Source organism: Gordonia sp. p3-SID1431, assembly GCF_025143765.1.
In the GTDB taxonomy this organism is placed as follows: Bacteria; Actinomycetota; Actinomycetes; order Mycobacteriales; family Mycobacteriaceae; genus Gordonia; species Gordonia hongkongensis.
Genome location: NZ_JAMBDT010000048.1, coordinates 1 through 16,975, shown reverse-complemented (window position 1 = coordinate 16,975; position 16,975 = coordinate 1). Strand labels below are relative to the sequence as shown.

General features: G+C 68.4%; 16 protein-coding genes and 2 pseudogenes. 11 read left to right on the top strand and 7 right to left on the bottom strand.

Annotated elements, in window-relative coordinates:
- The first annotated feature begins 9 nt into the window (after positions 1-9).
- The 3 genes and pseudogenes from M4D77_RS13605 to M4D77_RS13595 all read left to right on the top strand — a co-directional run bounded on the left by M4D77_RS13605 (position 10) and on the right by M4D77_RS13595 (position 2,509).
- Positions 10-651: a GNAT family N-acetyltransferase gene (locus M4D77_RS13605; RefSeq protein ID WP_259936419.1), complete on the top strand. Its 642-nt coding sequence runs from the start codon at positions 10-12 to the stop codon at positions 649-651.
- Between the two features lie 22 nt (positions 652-673).
- Positions 674-1,225 carry a putative immunity protein gene (locus tag M4D77_RS13600; protein WP_137810918.1) on the top strand — a complete coding sequence of 184 codons (552 nt, stop codon included), beginning with the start codon at positions 674-676 and terminating at the stop codon, positions 1,223-1,225.
- A 300-nt stretch (positions 1,226-1,525) separates the two neighbouring features.
- Positions 1,526-2,509 (top strand): annotated as a pseudogene (locus tag M4D77_RS13595) (arabinofuranosidase).
- A gap of 203 nt (positions 2,510-2,712) precedes the next feature.
- On the opposite strand, the gene M4D77_RS13590 reads toward M4D77_RS13595, so the two are convergent.
- Both M4D77_RS13590 and M4D77_RS13585 read right to left on the bottom strand, forming a co-directional pair.
- Positions 2,713-3,684 (bottom strand): isopenicillin N synthase family oxygenase, encoded by a 972-nt coding sequence (locus M4D77_RS13590; RefSeq protein ID WP_259936418.1) that lies wholly within the window; start codon positions 3,682-3,684, stop codon positions 2,713-2,715.
- The gene (locus tag M4D77_RS13585; protein ID WP_065631058.1) at positions 3,681-4,181 is read right to left on the bottom strand and encodes a nucleoside deaminase; all 501 of its coding nucleotides are present in this window, start codon (positions 4,179-4,181) and stop codon (positions 3,681-3,683) included. The genes M4D77_RS13590 and M4D77_RS13585 overlap by 4 nt, the downstream gene beginning before the upstream one ends.
- Before the next feature lie 88 nt (positions 4,182-4,269).
- Here M4D77_RS13585 and M4D77_RS13580 point away from each other — a divergent pair, with 88 nt between their 5' ends.
- The gene (locus M4D77_RS13580) at positions 4,270-5,862 is read left to right on the top strand and encodes a PucR family transcriptional regulator (protein WP_259936417.1); all 1,593 of its coding nucleotides are present in this window, start codon (positions 4,270-4,272) and stop codon (positions 5,860-5,862) included.
- Here the strand turns inward: M4D77_RS13580 and cynS are convergent.
- A complete protein-coding gene (gene cynS / locus M4D77_RS13575) occupies positions 5,850-6,302 on the bottom strand; it encodes a cyanase (RefSeq protein WP_058252560.1) in 453 nt (150 codons plus the stop codon). The genes M4D77_RS13580 and cynS overlap by 13 nt on opposite strands.
- A gap of 253 nt (positions 6,303-6,555) precedes the next feature.
- Between cynS and M4D77_RS13570 the strand changes: the two genes are divergently transcribed.
- Positions 6,556-7,425, top strand: coding sequence for a formate/nitrite transporter family protein (locus M4D77_RS13570; RefSeq protein ID WP_065631086.1), 870 nt, complete (start codon positions 6,556-6,558; stop codon positions 7,423-7,425).
- A gap of 65 nt (positions 7,426-7,490) precedes the next feature.
- Here the strand turns inward: M4D77_RS13570 and M4D77_RS13565 are convergent, their stop codons facing one another.
- Complete coding sequence (locus M4D77_RS13565; protein ID WP_259936416.1) at positions 7,491-9,533, bottom strand: DUF2339 domain-containing protein; 2,043 nt, start codon at positions 9,531-9,533, stop codon at positions 7,491-7,493.
- A gap of 125 nt (positions 9,534-9,658) precedes the next feature.
- Between M4D77_RS13565 and M4D77_RS13560 the strand changes: the two genes are divergently transcribed.
- Both M4D77_RS13560 and M4D77_RS13555 read left to right on the top strand, forming a co-directional pair.
- A complete protein-coding gene (locus M4D77_RS13560; protein WP_165629782.1) occupies positions 9,659-9,991 on the top strand; it encodes a hypothetical protein in 333 nt (110 codons plus the stop codon).
- Between the two features lie 43 nt (positions 9,992-10,034).
- Positions 10,035-10,544 (top strand): carboxymuconolactone decarboxylase family protein, encoded by a 510-nt coding sequence (locus tag M4D77_RS13555; RefSeq protein ID WP_165629783.1) that lies wholly within the window; start codon positions 10,035-10,037, stop codon positions 10,542-10,544.
- Positions 10,545-10,559: 15 nt separating this feature from the next.
- On the opposite strand, the gene M4D77_RS13550 is transcribed toward M4D77_RS13555, so the two are convergent.
- A complete protein-coding gene (locus M4D77_RS13550) occupies positions 10,560-11,384 on the bottom strand; it encodes an ABC transporter permease (protein WP_083207371.1) in 825 nt (274 codons plus the stop codon).
- Complete coding sequence (locus M4D77_RS13545) at positions 11,381-12,367, bottom strand: ATP-binding cassette domain-containing protein (protein WP_165629784.1); 987 nt, start codon at positions 12,365-12,367, stop codon at positions 11,381-11,383. Before M4D77_RS13545 ends, M4D77_RS13550 begins: the two co-directional genes overlap by 4 nt.
- A gap of 105 nt (positions 12,368-12,472) precedes the next feature.
- Between M4D77_RS13545 and M4D77_RS13540 the strand changes: the two genes are divergently transcribed.
- A complete protein-coding gene (locus M4D77_RS13540; RefSeq protein WP_165629785.1) occupies positions 12,473-13,174 on the top strand; it encodes a TetR/AcrR family transcriptional regulator in 702 nt (233 codons plus the stop codon).
- 67 nt (positions 13,175-13,241) lie between these two features.
- Complete coding sequence (locus tag M4D77_RS13535) at positions 13,242-14,480, top strand: MFS transporter (protein ID WP_165629786.1); 1,239 nt, start codon at positions 13,242-13,244, stop codon at positions 14,478-14,480.
- On the opposite strand, the gene M4D77_RS13530 is transcribed toward M4D77_RS13535, so the two are convergent.
- Positions 14,461-15,069, bottom strand: a complete 609-nt coding sequence (locus M4D77_RS13530; RefSeq protein ID WP_064571128.1) for a TetR/AcrR family transcriptional regulator — start codon at positions 15,067-15,069, stop codon at positions 14,461-14,463. The genes M4D77_RS13535 and M4D77_RS13530 overlap by 20 nt on opposite strands.
- A 2-nt stretch (positions 15,070-15,071) precedes the next feature.
- Here M4D77_RS13530 and M4D77_RS13525 point away from each other — a divergent pair.
- A pseudogene (locus tag M4D77_RS13525) lies at positions 15,072-15,374 on the top strand (DUF2236 domain-containing protein); the annotation flags it as partial.
- Positions 15,375-15,651: 277 nt separating this feature from the next.
- Positions 15,652-16,965: an urea ABC transporter substrate-binding protein gene (gene urtA, locus M4D77_RS13520; protein ID WP_091344393.1), complete on the top strand. Its 1,314-nt coding sequence runs from the start codon at positions 15,652-15,654 to the stop codon at positions 16,963-16,965.
- The last annotated feature ends 10 nt before the right edge of the window (positions 16,966-16,975 follow it).

Sequence of the window (16,975 nt, the reverse complement as noted above, 5' to 3'; positions counted from 1 at the left end):
CGCGGTAATGTGACCCGCCGACCACCCGCATCCGACTCAACCCTCGAGGACAGTGACATTTCCATCGACCACGCGATCATCGCGGATCTCGACGATGCCGCCGGCACTCTCGCCGCCGCTTTCGACGCCTATCCCTGGACTCGATGGTCCATTCCCGAGGACGGCTATCGGGAACGGTTGCACCGACTACAACGGATGTATCTGGGATACGCCTTCGACCACGGTGTCGTGCTGGTCACCACGGACCGGTGCGGCGTGATCGCCCTGCTGCCCCCGGATGTGCCGGAGCCGGATGGACAGTTTCAGGCCGAAGCGGCCGCCCTGCACGGCGATCGGCTGGCCGCGGTCGCCCGGGCCGAGACCCCTGCGCACCCGGCAGGCGCATGGAACCTGGCGACACTCGGAGTCCACCCGGACCGCCAGGGCAAGGGGCTGGGAAGCGCGCTGGTCCGCGCCGGACTCGCCGCGGTCGACGACAGGACTCCTCCTCGGGATGCGTGCGTCGCGCTCGAGACCTCCGACGATCGCAATGTGATGATCTACGAACGTGCCGGGTTCGTCGTCACCGCAACGACTCCGGTCGACACGGGCCTCGTCGTCCATTCGATGCTCCGCGATCCGGATGGCGGCGGGTTGTCGGCGACCGTGTGAGGACACTGCTAGCGTTCGGCCGATGGCGGACTTCGAGTTGACCGACGACGACCTGCGGGTCGTCGTGCGCTGTGCCACCGAGTGGGCCGAGGAAGTGCTGCCGGTCTTCGAGCGAACGCGGCCCGACGACCCGCGTCCCCGCGCGGCCATCGAGGCGGCCCGGGAATTCGCCGCCGGCGCACGCAGATCGACGCGCCAGCGGACGGCCGCCTTTGCGGCGCATCGTGCCGCGAAGGACGCCCCGTCGGAGACTGCCCGACTGGCCGCCCAAGCCGCGGGCGACTCGGCGGCGGCGGCATATCTGCATCCGATCGCGAAAGCGCACCAGGTCGGTCACATCCTGCGGGCCGCGGCGAACCGGGCGTACATCGCCGAACTGGAGAGCGGTGGAGACCCGGCGGTGGGGAACGAGATGGTCGAGGCCGTGTGCCAACGGACACCACCCGAGCTCATCGATGTGCTGTGTCGGTACCCGGAACCGGATGCCGGGGCATCACGGGCGGCCCGCCTGATGGCCGAACTCGACAGCCGGTTGCGGGCGTCGGGCAGACGGACGACTGGGACAGCTGACTGAGACGAGTGGCCGCTCGGGCACATCAAATCCCCTGTGCAAGAACAGCTTTTGATGGTCATTCGCCTGACAAACGACATGTCGCATGACATGGTGTTGCCTGGCCGATGTGCGCAGTCGAGCTCGTCGGCCTTCCAGTTGGCACATGTCGAAAGGTCTCCAGTGTCCTCGTCTGAACTCGGTCTCACCATGTTGTTCGCCTTCATCGGTCCGCTCCTGGCGCTCTACGCCAACGGCAGCTAGGGGTACGACCTTCCGGGTGAAAGTGCACATCGTGCGCCGTTCGTCGTCGATATTGCATCGGTGACTCCTTCCAGACGAACCGTGCTCGCCGCGGCCATCGTGGTCCTGCTTGCGGTGGCCGGGCTTCTCGTCCCGACGCCGGCGAGCAGTGCCGCCGCGCCCTCGGGTTGGCGGTACACGATGGTCGCGTTCAGCAATGCGAGTGCGCGCGACATGGACGTGTACGAGTCCTCAGACGGCCTCGAGTACACCCTGGTGCGCAGGTCCGCGTACCGGCCGCCGACGGGCTACGTCCGGGATGCGAGCATCTTCCGGCACACCGACGGCTGGTATTAGGTGACGTACACGACCGCCGACGGGGCGAGTGTCGGGTTCGCGCGCAGCCGCGACCGCGTCAACTGGAACTTCCTGTACAACTGGCCGGTGCCGCTGTGCTGTGCGTTCTTGCCGGGGACCGGTGACGGCAAGGGATTCGGCTCGAGCGGATCAGGTTCGTCCGGCTCGTCCGGGTCGGCGGGTTCGAGTGACGGTCCGTCGTTGTCGCCGTTCACGACCAAGGCCTGGGCGCCCGAATGGTTCGTGGAGGGTGGCCGGGTCAACGTGATCCTGTCGATGTCGACCGGTGGTGGTTTCGTCCCGTATGTGATGACGGCGCTCGATCCCGGGCTGCGGATGTGGAGTCCGCCCGTGCCGCTGTTGAGCATCGGCGCCGACCACATCGACACCACGGTCATCAAGGTCGGGCCGACCTATCATGCATTCACCAAGAACGAGACGCGAAAGTTCATCGAGCACGCGGTCTCGGGCTCGCTGTTCGGGCCCTACCGGTTCGTGCCGCCGGGCAATTGGGGTCGTCTCGTCGAGGGTCCCGCCGTCGTCCAGCTACCGAACGGTGCCTGGCGGATGTACCTCGACGCCTACCGGAACGGCCGATACCTCTACTCCGACAGCACCGATGGGATGCGCACCTGGTCGCCGGTGAAACAGATCCCGGGCATCTCCGGGACGGTCCGCCACGTGGGCGTGATGCGCGAGCGCGCCTGACGGCGACGGGTCCGCACGCACCGCTTTGCAGGCGGGGTCTGGCGCTACGCGCGATTCGCTTCCCGCTCAACAGGATCGAAGGGAATATTGCCCTTCGATCCTGCTCACGGGATGGAATTTTCCCCCGGCCGGCCGCCGGCTGAGGTGCGAGCGAAGCGAGCAGGGGGTTATGCGTTTCATTCGAATTAGTGGAGGGCCAGGTCTCAGCCGACGGTGATGGCGTCGAGGCGCTGACGGATGAAGTCCCCGGACACCACCGGTTCGAGTCCGGCGCGGCGGCCCACGGGTGGGGCGACGGGTGAGACGAGGGCGTCGTGATCGAGTTCGTAGAAGAAGATCAGCGAGACGAGGTCTTCGGCGGGTGCGTCGGGTTGCGGTGGCAGGACGCGGTGCCGGCCCGCGGGCCAGCGCCCGGCCGACCAGTACTCGAGGATGTCCCCGATGTTGACGGTCAGGGCGTCGGGGTTCCACGGTGCGTCGGCCCACCCCGATTGCTCGCTGTAGACCTGCAATCCGCCGGCGCCGGGTTCGCGGTCGAGGATGGTGACGGTGCCGAAGTCGGTGTGCGGTCCGATGCGGAACTGGCCGGGTTCGGGGGTTCCGACGTCGTGCAGCGGCGGGTAGTGGTTGATGTTGGACGACCACGTCGGCGTCGACGCGAGGTCGCGGAACGGATTGTCCGGGCCGACGAGGCCGAGTGCGGCGGCCATCAGCGCCAGCAGGTCGTCGGACAGCCGCCGCATCTGAGACGTCCACGCCGTGAACAGTTCTCGGAGTTCGGGCGTCTCTGCCGGCCACACGTCGGGGGCGAACCAGTACCCGTCGATCTCGGGTATGCCCACCGGCGTCTGCGCACCGGAGGTGAACGACTCCTTCAGGTCCGGCGGGGTCTCGGTGCCCTCGGCGAAACCGTTGGCCTCCTTGCCGGGACCGATCCAACCGCGGCCGCCGACACCGGCGGAGTACCGGCTCTTGACGTCGGCCGGGAGAGCGAAGAACCGACGGGCCGCCGCGCGAAGGGAGCTCGGCAACTCGGGATCGAGTCCGTGCCCGGTGACGAGCAGGAACCCGGCCTGCTGCAGGGACTCATCGACAGCGGCGCAGACCCGTTGCGCGGCAGCACCTCCGGCCTGCCACTCCCGAAGGTCGACGGTGAGTACCGGGCTGTCGGTCATGACATCTCCACGTTCTCGTCGGCCGGGGCGACCCCGATGTCCTCGTTCCACACCGCAGGATTGGCCGCGATGTACGACGACATCATCTCTGCGCACCGCTCGTCGTCGAGCACGATGACCTCGACACCGTGCTCACGCAACCAGTCCTCTCCGCCGTAGAACGAGGTGTGTTCGCCGATGACGACCGTGCCGATGCCGAACTGGCGGATGAGGCCGGAGCAGTACCAGCACGGCGACAGGGTCGTCACCATGATCGTCGGCCCGTAATCCCGTTGCCGCCCCGCGGCGCGGAATGCATCGGTCTCGCCGTGCGCCGACGGATCGTCGGCCTGCACGCGCCGATTGTGGCCCGCGCCGAGCAGCGTGCCGTCGGCCGCGAAGAGGGCCGCGCCGATCGGGATGCCGCCCTCGTCGAGGCTCGTCCGTGCCTCCCGGTAGGCGACGTCGAGCATCCCGGACACGTCGAGACCGGCATGGCCGGGCAGCGAGATCGTCATGCTTCGAGAGTGCCGGGTGGCTCCGACGGTGACAACTGACAGATCGTCGTACTGCGGCCGAGGCCGCCGGTGCATATTGTCTTCGTCCATGACGCTCGATCGACCCCCGACGGATACCGCCACCCCGACGCTTCGGGAGATCCTCGACGACCACCTGGCGGTCGCCGAGCCGCGGGTTCTGAGCGGCCACGAACGTCTCGACGCACCCGTGCGGTGGGTGCATTCGAGCGAGATCTACGAGATCGGGCCGCTGCTCACCGGCGGCGAGTTGCTGCTCACGACGGGGCTCGGTCTGCGCGGACTCGATGCCGGCACCCGCAAGCACTATGTGCAGGACCTGTCGCAGCGCGGGGTCGCGGCGGTCGCGATCGAAGTGGGTCGGACGTTCGAGGCGGTACCCGAGGAGATGGTGCGGGCGGGATCGGCGGTCCGGCTGCCGATCATCGAACTCCGGGCGGTGGTCCCCTTCATTGACGTGTGCCGAGCGGTCAACACCGCGATCGCCGCCCGCGAGGTCGACGAGTTACGAGTCCGCTCGACTCTCGTGGAGTCACTCCACGACGACCTGGCGGCCGGTGCCGGGGTCGCGCCCATGCTCGGCCATGTGGCCGAAACCCTGCATGCGCCTGTCGTTCTCGTGTCCACATCCGGGGCGCTGCTGTCCGCGCACGGCGTCGACGACGACTCGGCGGCGTGGCGGGTCGTCGACCGGGCCGTATCGGACGCCACGGTCCACAGCAAGGGACGTCCGATCGCCCGGCTGATCGTGGGCGAGCGCACCGACGTCGGCCCGGTCCCGTTCGCGCAGAGTCTGTTGCGTGCGGCCGCCGGTCCGGTGGCGGTCGGCCTGACCCGGACCGGGGTCCGGGGTTCGGCCCTGGCCGCGCGGCTCGTCGAAGACCTGGTCGACGCCAGACCGATGCGACCCGCGGATCTGCGGGCACGCCTGGCCGCCGCGGGGGTGTCCGTGGGGGCGCCCACCGTGGTGGTGCCCCTTGCGGCGGAGGCCCCCGACCCGCGGATGGCCGATGCCGCGGTCGCCGGCGCCGAGCTGGATTCGGTGGCACGCAGCATCGTCGACGCCACGGTCTACGCACTGGCCGCGGTGCCGGCCGGGGGAGGAGAGGGCGCCACCGACCCGGTCGACCGGGTGGCGTCCTCGTTGACACGGCAGGGCAACCGAATCGGACGCACCACGGTCGTCGTCGGAAACCCCTGTGTCATCGACGATGTCGGGCCCGGCGCCGATGTGGCGTCCGCCCTCTCCGCCTCACTGCGTCGATGCGGGCGACAACTCGGGCTCGCGGCGTCCACCGCCGCGGGTCTCGAGGCGGGACGTCGGGTGTTCACCTCGCGCGAACTCCTCGTCGACGAGGCGATCGGTGCGCTGGATCCCGCTCTTCGGACGGAGCTGCGGTCCCTGGTGGAACCACTCGTCGCGGCCGATGGACGCTCCTCGTCGGACCTCGTCCGGACCCTGGCGGTGCACCTGGCGCACGGCTGCAGCGCGACGCGGTCGGCTGCGGCGCTCCACATCGGCAGGCAGAGCCTCTATCAGCGGCTCGAACGGATCCGGACGGTCCTCGGTTTCGACCCCACCGACCCGGCCGTCTACGCGTCGACGATGCTGGCCCTGCGTTCGGTGACCCGCGAGGTTCACCAGGTGGCTCACCAGTTGTAGTCGAGGAACTTCCCGTCGAAGGTCACGACCACGCGGTCGCCGTTCGGGTCGGGCCGGCGTCGGATGTCGATGTTGAAGTTGATGGCGCTCATGATGCCGTCGCCGAACTCCTCGTGGATGAGTGCCTTCAGCGCGGGCCCGTAGACGTCGAGCGCCTCGTAGAAGCGGTAGATGGTGGGGTCGCTCGTCGCCGCCTCGTCGGGTGTACGCGTCGGCTGTTGCCGCAGACTCTCGGCGACGCCCTCGCCGAGGCCGAGCAGTTCCACCACGGCGGTGGCCTTCGTGGCCGGGACCGGATGTTTGCCCAGCAGCGCAGCGACGGTCCAGACCAACGGGGCGTCGATCTTCTCGGCAATTGTCGCCCACGTCAGTCCCTGGCGAATCCGCGCGGCGTTGATCAGCTCTGCGGCATCGGTTTTCGGCATGATCGGGGTGGTCATCGTCATCTCCATCGATAGTGTTGGACCACACCCACATTGCCCATCGGCGGGCACGATGCCAAGTCGAGTCAGCGACTTTCGGCAGTGTTCACACGATCGACACGCCCACCGCCGACCGCGGCGACACCAGAACTTCACACCGCGACCTGGACCGAGTGAGGGCGGTGTAACAGGGAGACTCGTCGATGACACCGAACGGACATGTGGCCTCGGTTCCATGGGCGCATCAACTGAGGAGTTCGAGGAGAACCACATGTCCTATGTGAAACCGTCCGAATTCGCGGTGAAGATGGTCGACGCCGGCGAGTCCAAGGCGTTCATGTCCACCCGCGACACCCTGATCAGGGCGTTCATGGCCGGCGCGATCCTGGCTCTGGCCGCGGCCTTCGCGGTGACCGTCACCGTGCAGACCGGCCAGCCGCTGCTGGGGGCGCTGTTGTTCCCGGTCGGCTTCATCCTGCTCTACCTGATGGGATTCGACCTGCTCACCGGTGTGTTCACGCTGGTGCCACTCGCACTGCTCGACAAGCGACGAGGAGTCACGGTCCGGTCGATGCTGCGCAACTGGGGTCTGGTGTTCCTCGGGAACTTCCTCGGCGCCATCCTGGTCGCGGTGATGATGGCGGTCATCCTGACCTATGGATTCAGCGTCGCACCCGACGAGGTGGGACAGCGGCTCGGCGAGATCGGCCACAGCCGTACCGTCGGTTACGCCGAGCACGGGGCGGCCGGCATGCTGACGCTGTTCATCCGCGGCGTGCTGTGCAACTGGATGGTGTCCACCGGTGTCGTCGCCGCGATGATGTCGACATCCCTGCCCGGCAAGGTGATCGGGATGTGGATGCCGATCATGCTGTTCTTCTACATGGGCTTCGAGCACTCGATCGTCAACATGTTCCTCTTCCCCTCGGGTCTCATGCTCGGCGGTGACTTCTCGATCGCCGACTACCTCGTCTGGAACGAGATCCCCACGGTGATCGGCAATCTCGTCGGCGGACTCACCTTCGTCGGTCTGACGCTGTACTTCACCCATGTACGGACCGCTCCGGATCGTCGACCCCCCGCCCACGACGCGACGACCGAGGTCGACGTGGCCGCGCCGGTCCGTACGACGACCGCCTAGCCCGACGCCGACCCGTATGACGTCGTGTCCGCATTCCGGGCACGACGTCATATTGTTCGACAGGGTCATACGGCTGTCGCCGAAGACGGCTCGGCCGGGTCGTCCTGGAGGGCGCGGGCGTACCAGGCGCCCAGGCCGAGCAGGATGAGTCCGGTCACGATGAACACGATCACGCGGAAGATCCCGTCGAGGGTGGCCAGGTCGAAGAGGAACAGTTTCGCCATCGCGGCCGCGACGAGGACTAGACCCCCGGTGACCGCGGCGGTACGTGCGGCACCGGTGCGACGCCGGGCATAGGCCAGGGCCGTCCCCGCGAGGACCATCCAGCAGGTGGTCGCCAGCACGTGACCGGCGAGGAAGCCGTCCGACCCGGCGACCAGGACGCCTGCGGTCACACTGATCGCGGTGAGTGCGTAGACGACGACCACTCCGGCGGCGATATGGGCTGCGCGCGAGACCTTCTCGTCGGTGAGGCGGGCCCACCCGGCGGCCAGGACCAGGGCGCCGGCGGCCGCGAACACACTCGCCACGACGATCCCCGGAGACGCGTCCCGTCGCATCAGGTCCGCATCGGCGAGCACATACGGCGGCGCCGCGTCGAGTAGCGCCGCGAAACCGATGGCCCACAGGACCGAGCCACCGGCGAGAAGTACCCGCGAGGTCGTCGACCATGTCCGGGCGACAAGCGCGGTCACCGTTGCCAGGCCGAGCAGGACGGTGATCGCCACCGTGCCGTCGAAGGCCACCAGAACGGCGACGAACAGCAGCAGAAGGGCGGTCGCGGACCAGATCTGCGCAACGACGTCGGGCACGCGCGGGGTGGAGCCGGTACGCGGGTCGGGAAGCCCCGATCCGATCAACACGGTTCCGATCAGCGCGCCGGCGATGCAGGTCTGCAGGATCACCGCGCCCGGCATGTTCATCACCGCTCCGGCGAACAACGCGGGGATGGTCGTCGCACTCGCCAGACCGGCCAGCGTCTCCCGGAACTGCGTGGTGGGCATCGCGATCAGGGCGCCGGCGACCCCCAGCACGACGACCACGACGACCGCGGCCGCGAAGACGGTGTCGGCGGCACCGGCCGACGTCCAGCCGGCCAGCGCGAGGACACCGACCAGGGTCAACGGAATCGTGGGCGCGGCGAGCCGCACGGCATGCAGCCAGATCCAGTCGCGACCGAGCTGGACCCACGCCGATGCCGCGGCGAGGACCACCATGAACGCGATGAGGGTGGTGTCCAGTCCGCCGGTGAGCACCGGTGCCAGAGCGATCAACGGCACGACGACGAGCAGCCCCAGGTGTTCGCTGCGCCACCGATGGGCAAGCGCGAGCCCAGCCGCGGCGACGAGTCCCGCGACTCCGAGGCCCACGACGATGGGCAACCAGTCGTAGATCTTGGTCGCGGCCAGGACGTCGAGGTAACCCGCCGCGATCCCGGTGGCCGTCAGCGCGATGGCACCGATCCGGCCGTCGGGCCGGCCGCGCGACCAGATCCCGCCGGCGACGAGCGCCGCGGCGAGGACCGCGCCACCCGCGACGCGGAATTCCGGGCGGAGCAATCCGGCCTGTGCGGCCAGGACGAGGAGCAGTGCGACACCGATGAGGGTCACGCCCACGCCGGCGGTGGCGAGGATCTTGCCGATCAATCCGCGTTCGGCGGCCGCGCCGATCCGTTCGGACATCGACGGCCCGGCCGGCCGCGGAGGCGACGCGACCGGCGGATACGGTCGCGCACTCGCCGGGCGGGGCATCGGCGGAGGACTTTGCGGGCCCGGCGGAGCGATCGGGGGTCGTTGGTGGCCGACCGGTGGCGGCGCCGTCGGCAACCAGGGCCGGGACGGGGGTGTGGGCCGAGGTCCCGCGGCCTGCGCAGGAGCTGCCGCCACCGTCGGTGGGGTGAGGCCGGCGGCGGGTGGCTGCACGGCGGATTGCGGTGCGGGGGCGAGGTCGCGAGCAGGCTCGTCGGGCTCGGCGACGATACGTCGCAGCTCGGCGAATTCGGCTGACACGGTGGACATCTGGCGTGCTATCGCGTCGAACTCGGTCGAGATCCGCGCCAGGGTGGCAGTACTCGGATCGCCGCCGAATGTGCTGCTGGGAGAGTTCATGTGTCGACGATGACCGGTCGCGCCCCGGCATGGATGAGTAGTCCTACCCACCAGGGGTGGGGGATTCGTGTGACGGGTGCGCGGCGACGTGATTGCCGGACGGCCCGGCAGGGTATCGCTGGACCATGACTGATCCGCACAATGCTGCCGACCGTGGACGCGCCGACGTCGAGAAGCGCTGGCAGGACACCGGAAGCTACCGGTCCGCGGCCCTGTATGTCGTGGCCGTCGTCGCGCTCGGCGCGGTGGCCTGCGCGGTCTTCCTCGCCGTCGACCGCGCCAACATCGCCCTCGCGTCGCTCGTCCCCGGTGTGTTCCTTCTCGGCGGGATCGGTGCGCTGGTCAACGCCTACCGCACCTATCGCCGGGGCGGGACCTGGCCGATGTGGCAGGGCGCGGCGTGGTTCCTGTTCGCCCTCATGCTCGTGGCTCTGGCGTTTCCCGCGATGGCGGGCTGATGCCTGTTTCCCAGTGTGATGGGCTGATGTCTACTGTGGGGCCATGCCTGCGCAACGGGTGCGAATCGACAAGACCACGCCGCAGGTCTACCGAAAGCTGATCGCGGTATCGGCGGAGGTCGCCGCGGCCGCCGAATCGATCGGGCTGAGGCGGTCCCTCGTGGAACTGGTGAACCTGCGGTGTTCGCAGCTCAACGGTTGCGCCTTCTGCATGGATCTCCATGCGCAACTGGGCCGCACCGCGGGTCTGACGACGCAGCAGATCGACGTCATGGCCGGGTGGCGGGATGCGCCGGACCTCTACGACGACGTCGAGCAGGCGGCCCTGGAGATCGCCGAGCTCGTCACCGAACTGCCGGCGCACGACGCGGCCGACCTCGCCTACGACCGGGCGACGGACATCCTCGACACCGACCAGACCGCGGTGCTGATCTGGGCGGCGGTGACCATCAACGCGTTCAACCGGATGTCCATCGTGAGCGGGTACCGCCCCCGGCCCGGCGCCTCGCCGCAGAAGGCGGCAACACCGTTCACCGGTGGCGCGACACGCTAGTCGGCCGTCCTCGCCTCACCGCCCTTTGCGCGCGAACACCCAGCCGGCCGCCGCGAGTGACACCAGCGCGATCGCCGCGCACCAGGCCAGGCCCGTCACCGCTGTCGACGTCAGATCGTGCACCGGTGACCCGCCGGTGCCCATGCCGACCAGCAGGGCTCGAATGGACTCGATGACCGGTGTGACCGGTTGTGCCTCGGCGAAGCCGCGCAGCCAGGCCGGCATCGTCTCGGGTGGCACGAACGCACTCGAGACATACGGCAGGAAGAGCATGACGAAGCCGAAACCGCCTGCCGCGGCGGGCGTTCGCACCGCCACGCCGATGAACGCGGCGAGGCAGGTGATGGCCAGGATGTAGGCGAGGACCATCCCGGCGGCCCCGAGCCATTCGAACAGCGACGCCGACGGCCGGAAACCGATGGCGACCGCGACGATCAGGACGACCGCGGTGGAGACGGAGTTCTTCACCAGGCTGGCCGCGACATGGCCGAACACCATGGTCGCGCCCACGATGGGCATCGACCGAAAGCGGTCGATGACGCCGCCGTTCATGTCATTCGCCACCGCCAGTGCGGTATTGGACGCGCCGTAGCCCGCGCACAGCAGGATGACTCCAGGAGTCGCGTAGGTGATGTAGTCGGTACCCACCGACATCGCGCCGCCGAAGACGTAGACGAACATCAGCATGATGGCGATCGGCAGGACGAGCGCGAGGATCAACTCGTCCGGATCGCGGCTCATCATGCGCAGCGATCGCGCGAACATCGTGGTCGCGTCGATCTGCAGGTGCCGGAGTCGCTTCGACGACGAGCGCTCGGCGAGGGCAGTGGTGAGACTCATGCCGCGACCTCGTTCCCGGTGGCCGGTTCGGCGGGTTGTCCGGTTGCCGCGAGAAACACGTCGTCCAGTGTGGGAGAGCGCAATTCCCAGGAATCGACGGTGGCGACGGTCCGATCGGCGAGATCGAGGACCGCGCGTGTGTGGGCCACCGACCGGTCGGTGGGCACGCGGACGGTGGTCGACTGGACCGACGGCCCGAAAGCCGCCAGGTCGGAGGCGAGGGCGGTGGCGTCGGCCGCGGTCGGCACGACGAACTCGAGCGCGGCCTCGCCGACGCGGCGTTTCAGGTCGGCCGGTGTACCGGCGGTCCCGATCCGGCCGCCACTGATGAGGGCCACGCGGTCGGCGAGGCGGTCCGCCTCCTCCAGATACTGCGTGGTCAATAGGACTGCCGTCCCCTGCGCGACCACGTCGTCGATCACCTGCCAGAGCATCTGACGGCTGCGCGGGTCGAGGCCGGTCGTCGGCTCGTCGAGGAAGAGGACCACCGGCCGGTCGAGGAGTCCCGCGGCGAGATCGAGACGCCGGCGCATACCGCCGGAGTACGTCGCGACCAGTCGGTCGGCGGCGTCGGTGAGATCGAAGGCGAGCAGGAGTTCGTCGACGCGGTGATCGACGGTGCGGCGAGGATGGTGCGCGAGCCGACCCATCATCCTCAGGTTCTCGCGACCGGTGAGCTTGTCGTCGACGGCCGCGTATTGCCCGGTCAGACTGATGATCTCGCGGACCCGGCGGCGATCGGCGACGACGTCGAAGCCGCCGACGCGGGCGGTCCCTCCGTCGGGGCGGGTGAGGGTGGACAGGATGCGCACCGTGGTCGTCTTACCCGCGCCGTTGGGGCCGAGCAGGGCGACGACCTCCCCGGCGCCGACGTCGAGGTCGAGCCCGCGCAGGACGGGCACCCGGGAGTCCCCGCGGCCCAGCGATTTCGTGAGGCCGACGGCCTCGACCGGCATGGGTGACGAACGGTCCGGGACGGTCATGTCGGACTCCGATCTGTTTATGGCTAAAACTGTTTATGGCAGTAACTGCGTACAGTAGACGCAGTTGTGCGCGACGGCAAGGGTCGACGACCGAGAGGACCGCGAATGGCAGAGGGTGGGGACGGGACGCTGCAACGGCTGTGGACGGGTGGCAGGGCGGGCAGCCGTGGTCCCAAACCGGCCCTCGATCTCGACCGCATCGTCGACGCCGCGATCGCGATCGCCGACACCGACGGCCTCGACGCGGTTTCCATGGCGCGCGTGGGTGAGGCGCTCGGCTGTTCGGCCATGGCCCTGTATCGCCACGTGTCCGGCAAGGCTCAGCTGTTGAGCCTCATGGTGGACGCGGTGGCGGGTCAGCTCGCGTTGCCGCCGCGCCGAGGGGAGTGGCGCGAGGATCTGGCGGCGTGGACGCGGGCGCAGATCGACGGCATGGTCGAACGCCCCTGGTTCCTCGAACTGCCGCTGACGGTCGCGGTCCCGGGGCCGCGTCGAATGCGTTGGATGGAGGCGGGTTTCGAGATCCTGAAGGATTTCGACCTGCCCGGTGACGACAAACTCGAGATCCTCGGCCTGCTCGCCCAGTATGTGCTGTCGGCAACCCGGTTGGAGATCGAGATGCGGCGTGCGACGGGTACCGATGCGGAGTCGGACTTCGAGCAGGTGCTGACCGGTCTCGCCGATCCCGCGCAGTACCCGTACCTGTTCGCGGCGATGCAGAGCGCGGGCGGGGAGTCCGACGACCGTGAATTCGGGCTGCAGCTCATTCTCGACGGCATCGCATCGCGCGCCACCGGCTCGCCCTGACGCGTCACCGGGCACTCTGACCGGCCGCCCACCGCCGCACTCGCATCTGTGCGGCATGATGTCACCCATGTCGACTGTGCGCTCGGGCCGGCTCGCGGTCGGCACGCTGTCGCTGCTCACCGTTCTCTACTTCGCGCAGGGCCTGCCCTACGGATTCTTCAGCCAGGCGGTGCCGGTCATCCTCCGCGAGGAGGGTTACTCACTGACCCAGATCAGCGTGTACGGACTGTTGTTCGCGCCCTGGGGCCTGAAATTCCTGTGGGCGCCCTATGTCGACGCCTACGGCACCCGGCGCAGATGGCTGGTGTCCCTGCAGTTGTCGTCGGCGGTCGTCGCACTCGTCTTGGCGACGCTCGATCTGTCCGGGTCCCTGGTCTGGCTCCTGATCGGCATCGCGGTCATCAACCTGCTGTCGGCGACGCAGGACATCGCGACCGACGGGCTGGCGGTGTCGATGCTCGAGCCGCGTCAGCGCGGTCTGGGCAACGGAATCCAGTTGGGCGCGTACCGAATCGGCATGATCGCCGGCGGCGGCGGGCTCCTCTGGCTGTTCTCGTTCGCCGGCTGGCGCACCTTGTTCGTCGTGATGGCGGTGCTCCTGTTCGCGGTCACCGTCGGCGTGTGGTTTCTCGCCCGTGAGCCGAGCCGACCGACCGGCGATGCGCAGCCGACACCGTCGAAGCGGGTGTCGCCCGGGTTGTTGCTGACGGGCTGGTCGTCGCGGCTCCGACGTCCGGGCGTGATCACGTTCATCCTCGTCGTCGGCGCGTTCAAGTTCGGTAACTCGATGGCGTCGGCGCTGGTGGGCCCGTTCATGTCCGACATCGGACTCACACTGGGCCAGATCGCGCTCGTCGAAGGTGCGTTGTCGTCGGCCGGAGCGCTCGGCGGAGCCGCGCTCGGCGGGTGGCTCGCGTACACCTACGGTCGGCGGCACGCACTGCTCGTCGGCGGTGTCACCCAGACACTCAGTCTTGGAGTGTATCTGGTCGCGTCGATCGGCGTCGGCGGCTTCTGGCTGGTGGTCACGGCCAGCCTCGCCGAGCACATCCTGGGTGGCGCGGCGACCGTCGCGGTGTTCACCCTGATGATGGATGCGTGCCAGAAGGGCTACGAGGGCAGCGACTACACCTTGTTCGCGTGCGCGGTGGTCGGCGTGCAGGGCGCGGCCGGGTTCGCCGCCGGGATCGTCGGCGACCTGTTCGGGTTCCCGGCGATCTTCGCGACCGGCCTGATCCTGTCCGGCCTCGGCTGCCTGGTCATGATCCGGGCCCTCGATCGCGGTCTCATGAAACGTCTCGGGTAGGCAGGAGGGTCGCCATCGCCTCGTCGACGACGCGGTCGAGGTCGTCACCCAGGCTGCCGGCCAAGAACTGTTGCACCAGTTCGGACATCGCGCCGGTGAAGATCGCGGCCCGCACCCGGCTCGTGAGCCGGTCGGTGTCGCGGGCGTCGGCCTCGGCGAACGCGAGGTCGCGGAGCATGCCCTGGGTGGTGGCCCGCCGTTCGGCGAGAACGGGATTGGTCACCCCGGCGGTGAACAACACGCGGCCGCGCCGCGGATCCGACGACGCGTGGCCGAGGACCGCACGGATACCCGCGCGGGTGCGTGACCGGACCGAGGGGCCCGCCTCGCGCATCGCGGCCTCGACCACCGCACCGAGTTCCGCCGTCGCGGTGTCGTAGACCGCGCCGAGCAGATCGTCGGTGTCGGAGAAGCTCTCGTAGAAGTACCGGGTGTTGTAGCCGCAATACCGGCACACCGAGCGAACCGACAGCTCGGCTTCCGCGCCGACGCCTCCGAAGATGTCGAAGGCGGCCGCGATCAGGGCCGCTCTACGCTCCGCGCGCCGGTCCGCGAGCGGTACGCCCGCCCAGCGGGTCGGTGAGGACATCTGCTCACGTACGCAACCCGGCCCAGGGCGCCGTGGACTGGGCGATCCGTGACACGATGCCCCGCTGGGCCCAGCAGCTCATCATGTACCGCCCGCCCAATCCGGTCGAACGGCGTGCGCGCCGGAGTGCGGTGTGGGGTCTGATCAACTCCGCCCACCTGACGATGGGGGAGGCGCCGGAGTTCGCGGCCGCTCGTCGTCGCGTGGCGCACGGGACGACGGTGCCGCACACGCTTCCGCGCTATGAACTCGGATCTGACCCCGAGCGTACCCGTGCCGAAATCGAGGCCTCGTTCGCCCGTTAGCCGCTGTGGGCGCTCGTGTCAAACCGGGTCGCTCCGAAACTCCAATGAAGGCAACGGAATTCGCCGGCATCAGATCGTGACGGCGGGTCCGGAAGCGGAAACATCGATTTCATCTCACGTCACGCCGGTGTAACAAAGTCAATTTACGTTTACCTCCCATACGCCAGATCGCAAGGCTTGCGACGCGTATCTCATCGGGGGTCACGCGGTGACAGGCCGCGTGTTCGTCGTGCCCCCATCTGAGTGGACCTGAGACGTAATGAGAAAGGCTTCGCCGATGCCGTCTGTTCCGTTGCCGCCCGGCCCCCCGCCGGCGGACATCCCGCCGTCCGCCCCGACCCGGTCACGCCGTCGGCGGTACGGCATCCTGGTCCCCGCGGCGCTGTCCGCGGTGGCGCTGGTCCTGAGCGCCTGTGGCAGTTCGGCCAGCGAGGAATCGGCATCGAGCGCCGAATCGTGCGTCGACACCTCCGGGAGCACCATCAAGGTCGGCTCGCTGAACTCGCTGTCGGGCACCATGGCGATCTCCGAGGTCACCGTGCGTGACTCGATCAAGCTCGCCGTCGATCAGATCAACGACAACGGCGGAGTGCTTGGCAAACAGATTCAGCTCATCGGCGAGGACGGGGCCTCCGAGCCGACGATCTTCGCGGAGAAGGCCGAGAAGCTGATCTCGAGTGATTGCGTCGCAGCGGTGTTCGGCGGTTGGACGTCGTCGAGCCGCAAGGCCATGCTGCCGGTCTTCGAGGACAACAACTCGCTGCTGTACTACCCGGTGCAGTACGAGGGCCTGGAGTCGTCGCCGAACATCTTCTACACCGGCGCCACGACGAACCAGCAGATCGTGCCGGCCCTGGAGTACCTGAAAGAGGAGGGCGTGAAGTCGCTCTACCTCGTCGGTAGCGACTATGTCTTCCCGCAGACGGCCAACCGTGTCATCAAGGCGTACGCGGAGGCCAACGGCATCGAGATCAAGGGCGAGGACTACACCCCGCTCGGTTCGACGGACTTCTCGACGATCGTCAACAAGGTCCGTACCGCCGACGCCGACGCCGTGTTCAACACTCTCAACGGCGATTCCAACGTCGCGTTCTTCCGCGAGTACAAGAACGTCGGCCTGACCCCGCAGGCCATGCCGGTCGTCTCGGTGTCCATCGCGGAGGAAGAGGTCGGCGGTATCGGTGTGGACAACATCGAGGGCCAGCTGGTCGCGTGGGACTACTACCAGACCGTCGACAACCCGGTGAACGCCTCGTTCGTCCGTGACTACAAGGCCGCATACGGCGCCAACAAGCCGACCTCCGACCCGATGGAGGCCGCCTACGTCTCGGTCTACCTGTGGAAGAACACCGTCGAGAAGGCCCAGTCGTTCGCCGTCGCCGACGTCCAGAAGGCTGCCGGCGGAGTCACTTTCGACGCTCCGGAGGGCCTCGTCACGATCGACGGCGAGAACAACCACATCACCAAGACCGCGCGCATCGGTGAGATCCGTGGCGACGGACTGATCTACACGGTGTGGGATTCGGGTCAGCCGATCGAGCCGGACCCCTACCTGAAGTCGTACCCGTGGGCCGAGGGCCTGAGCAACTGACACCGTCGAG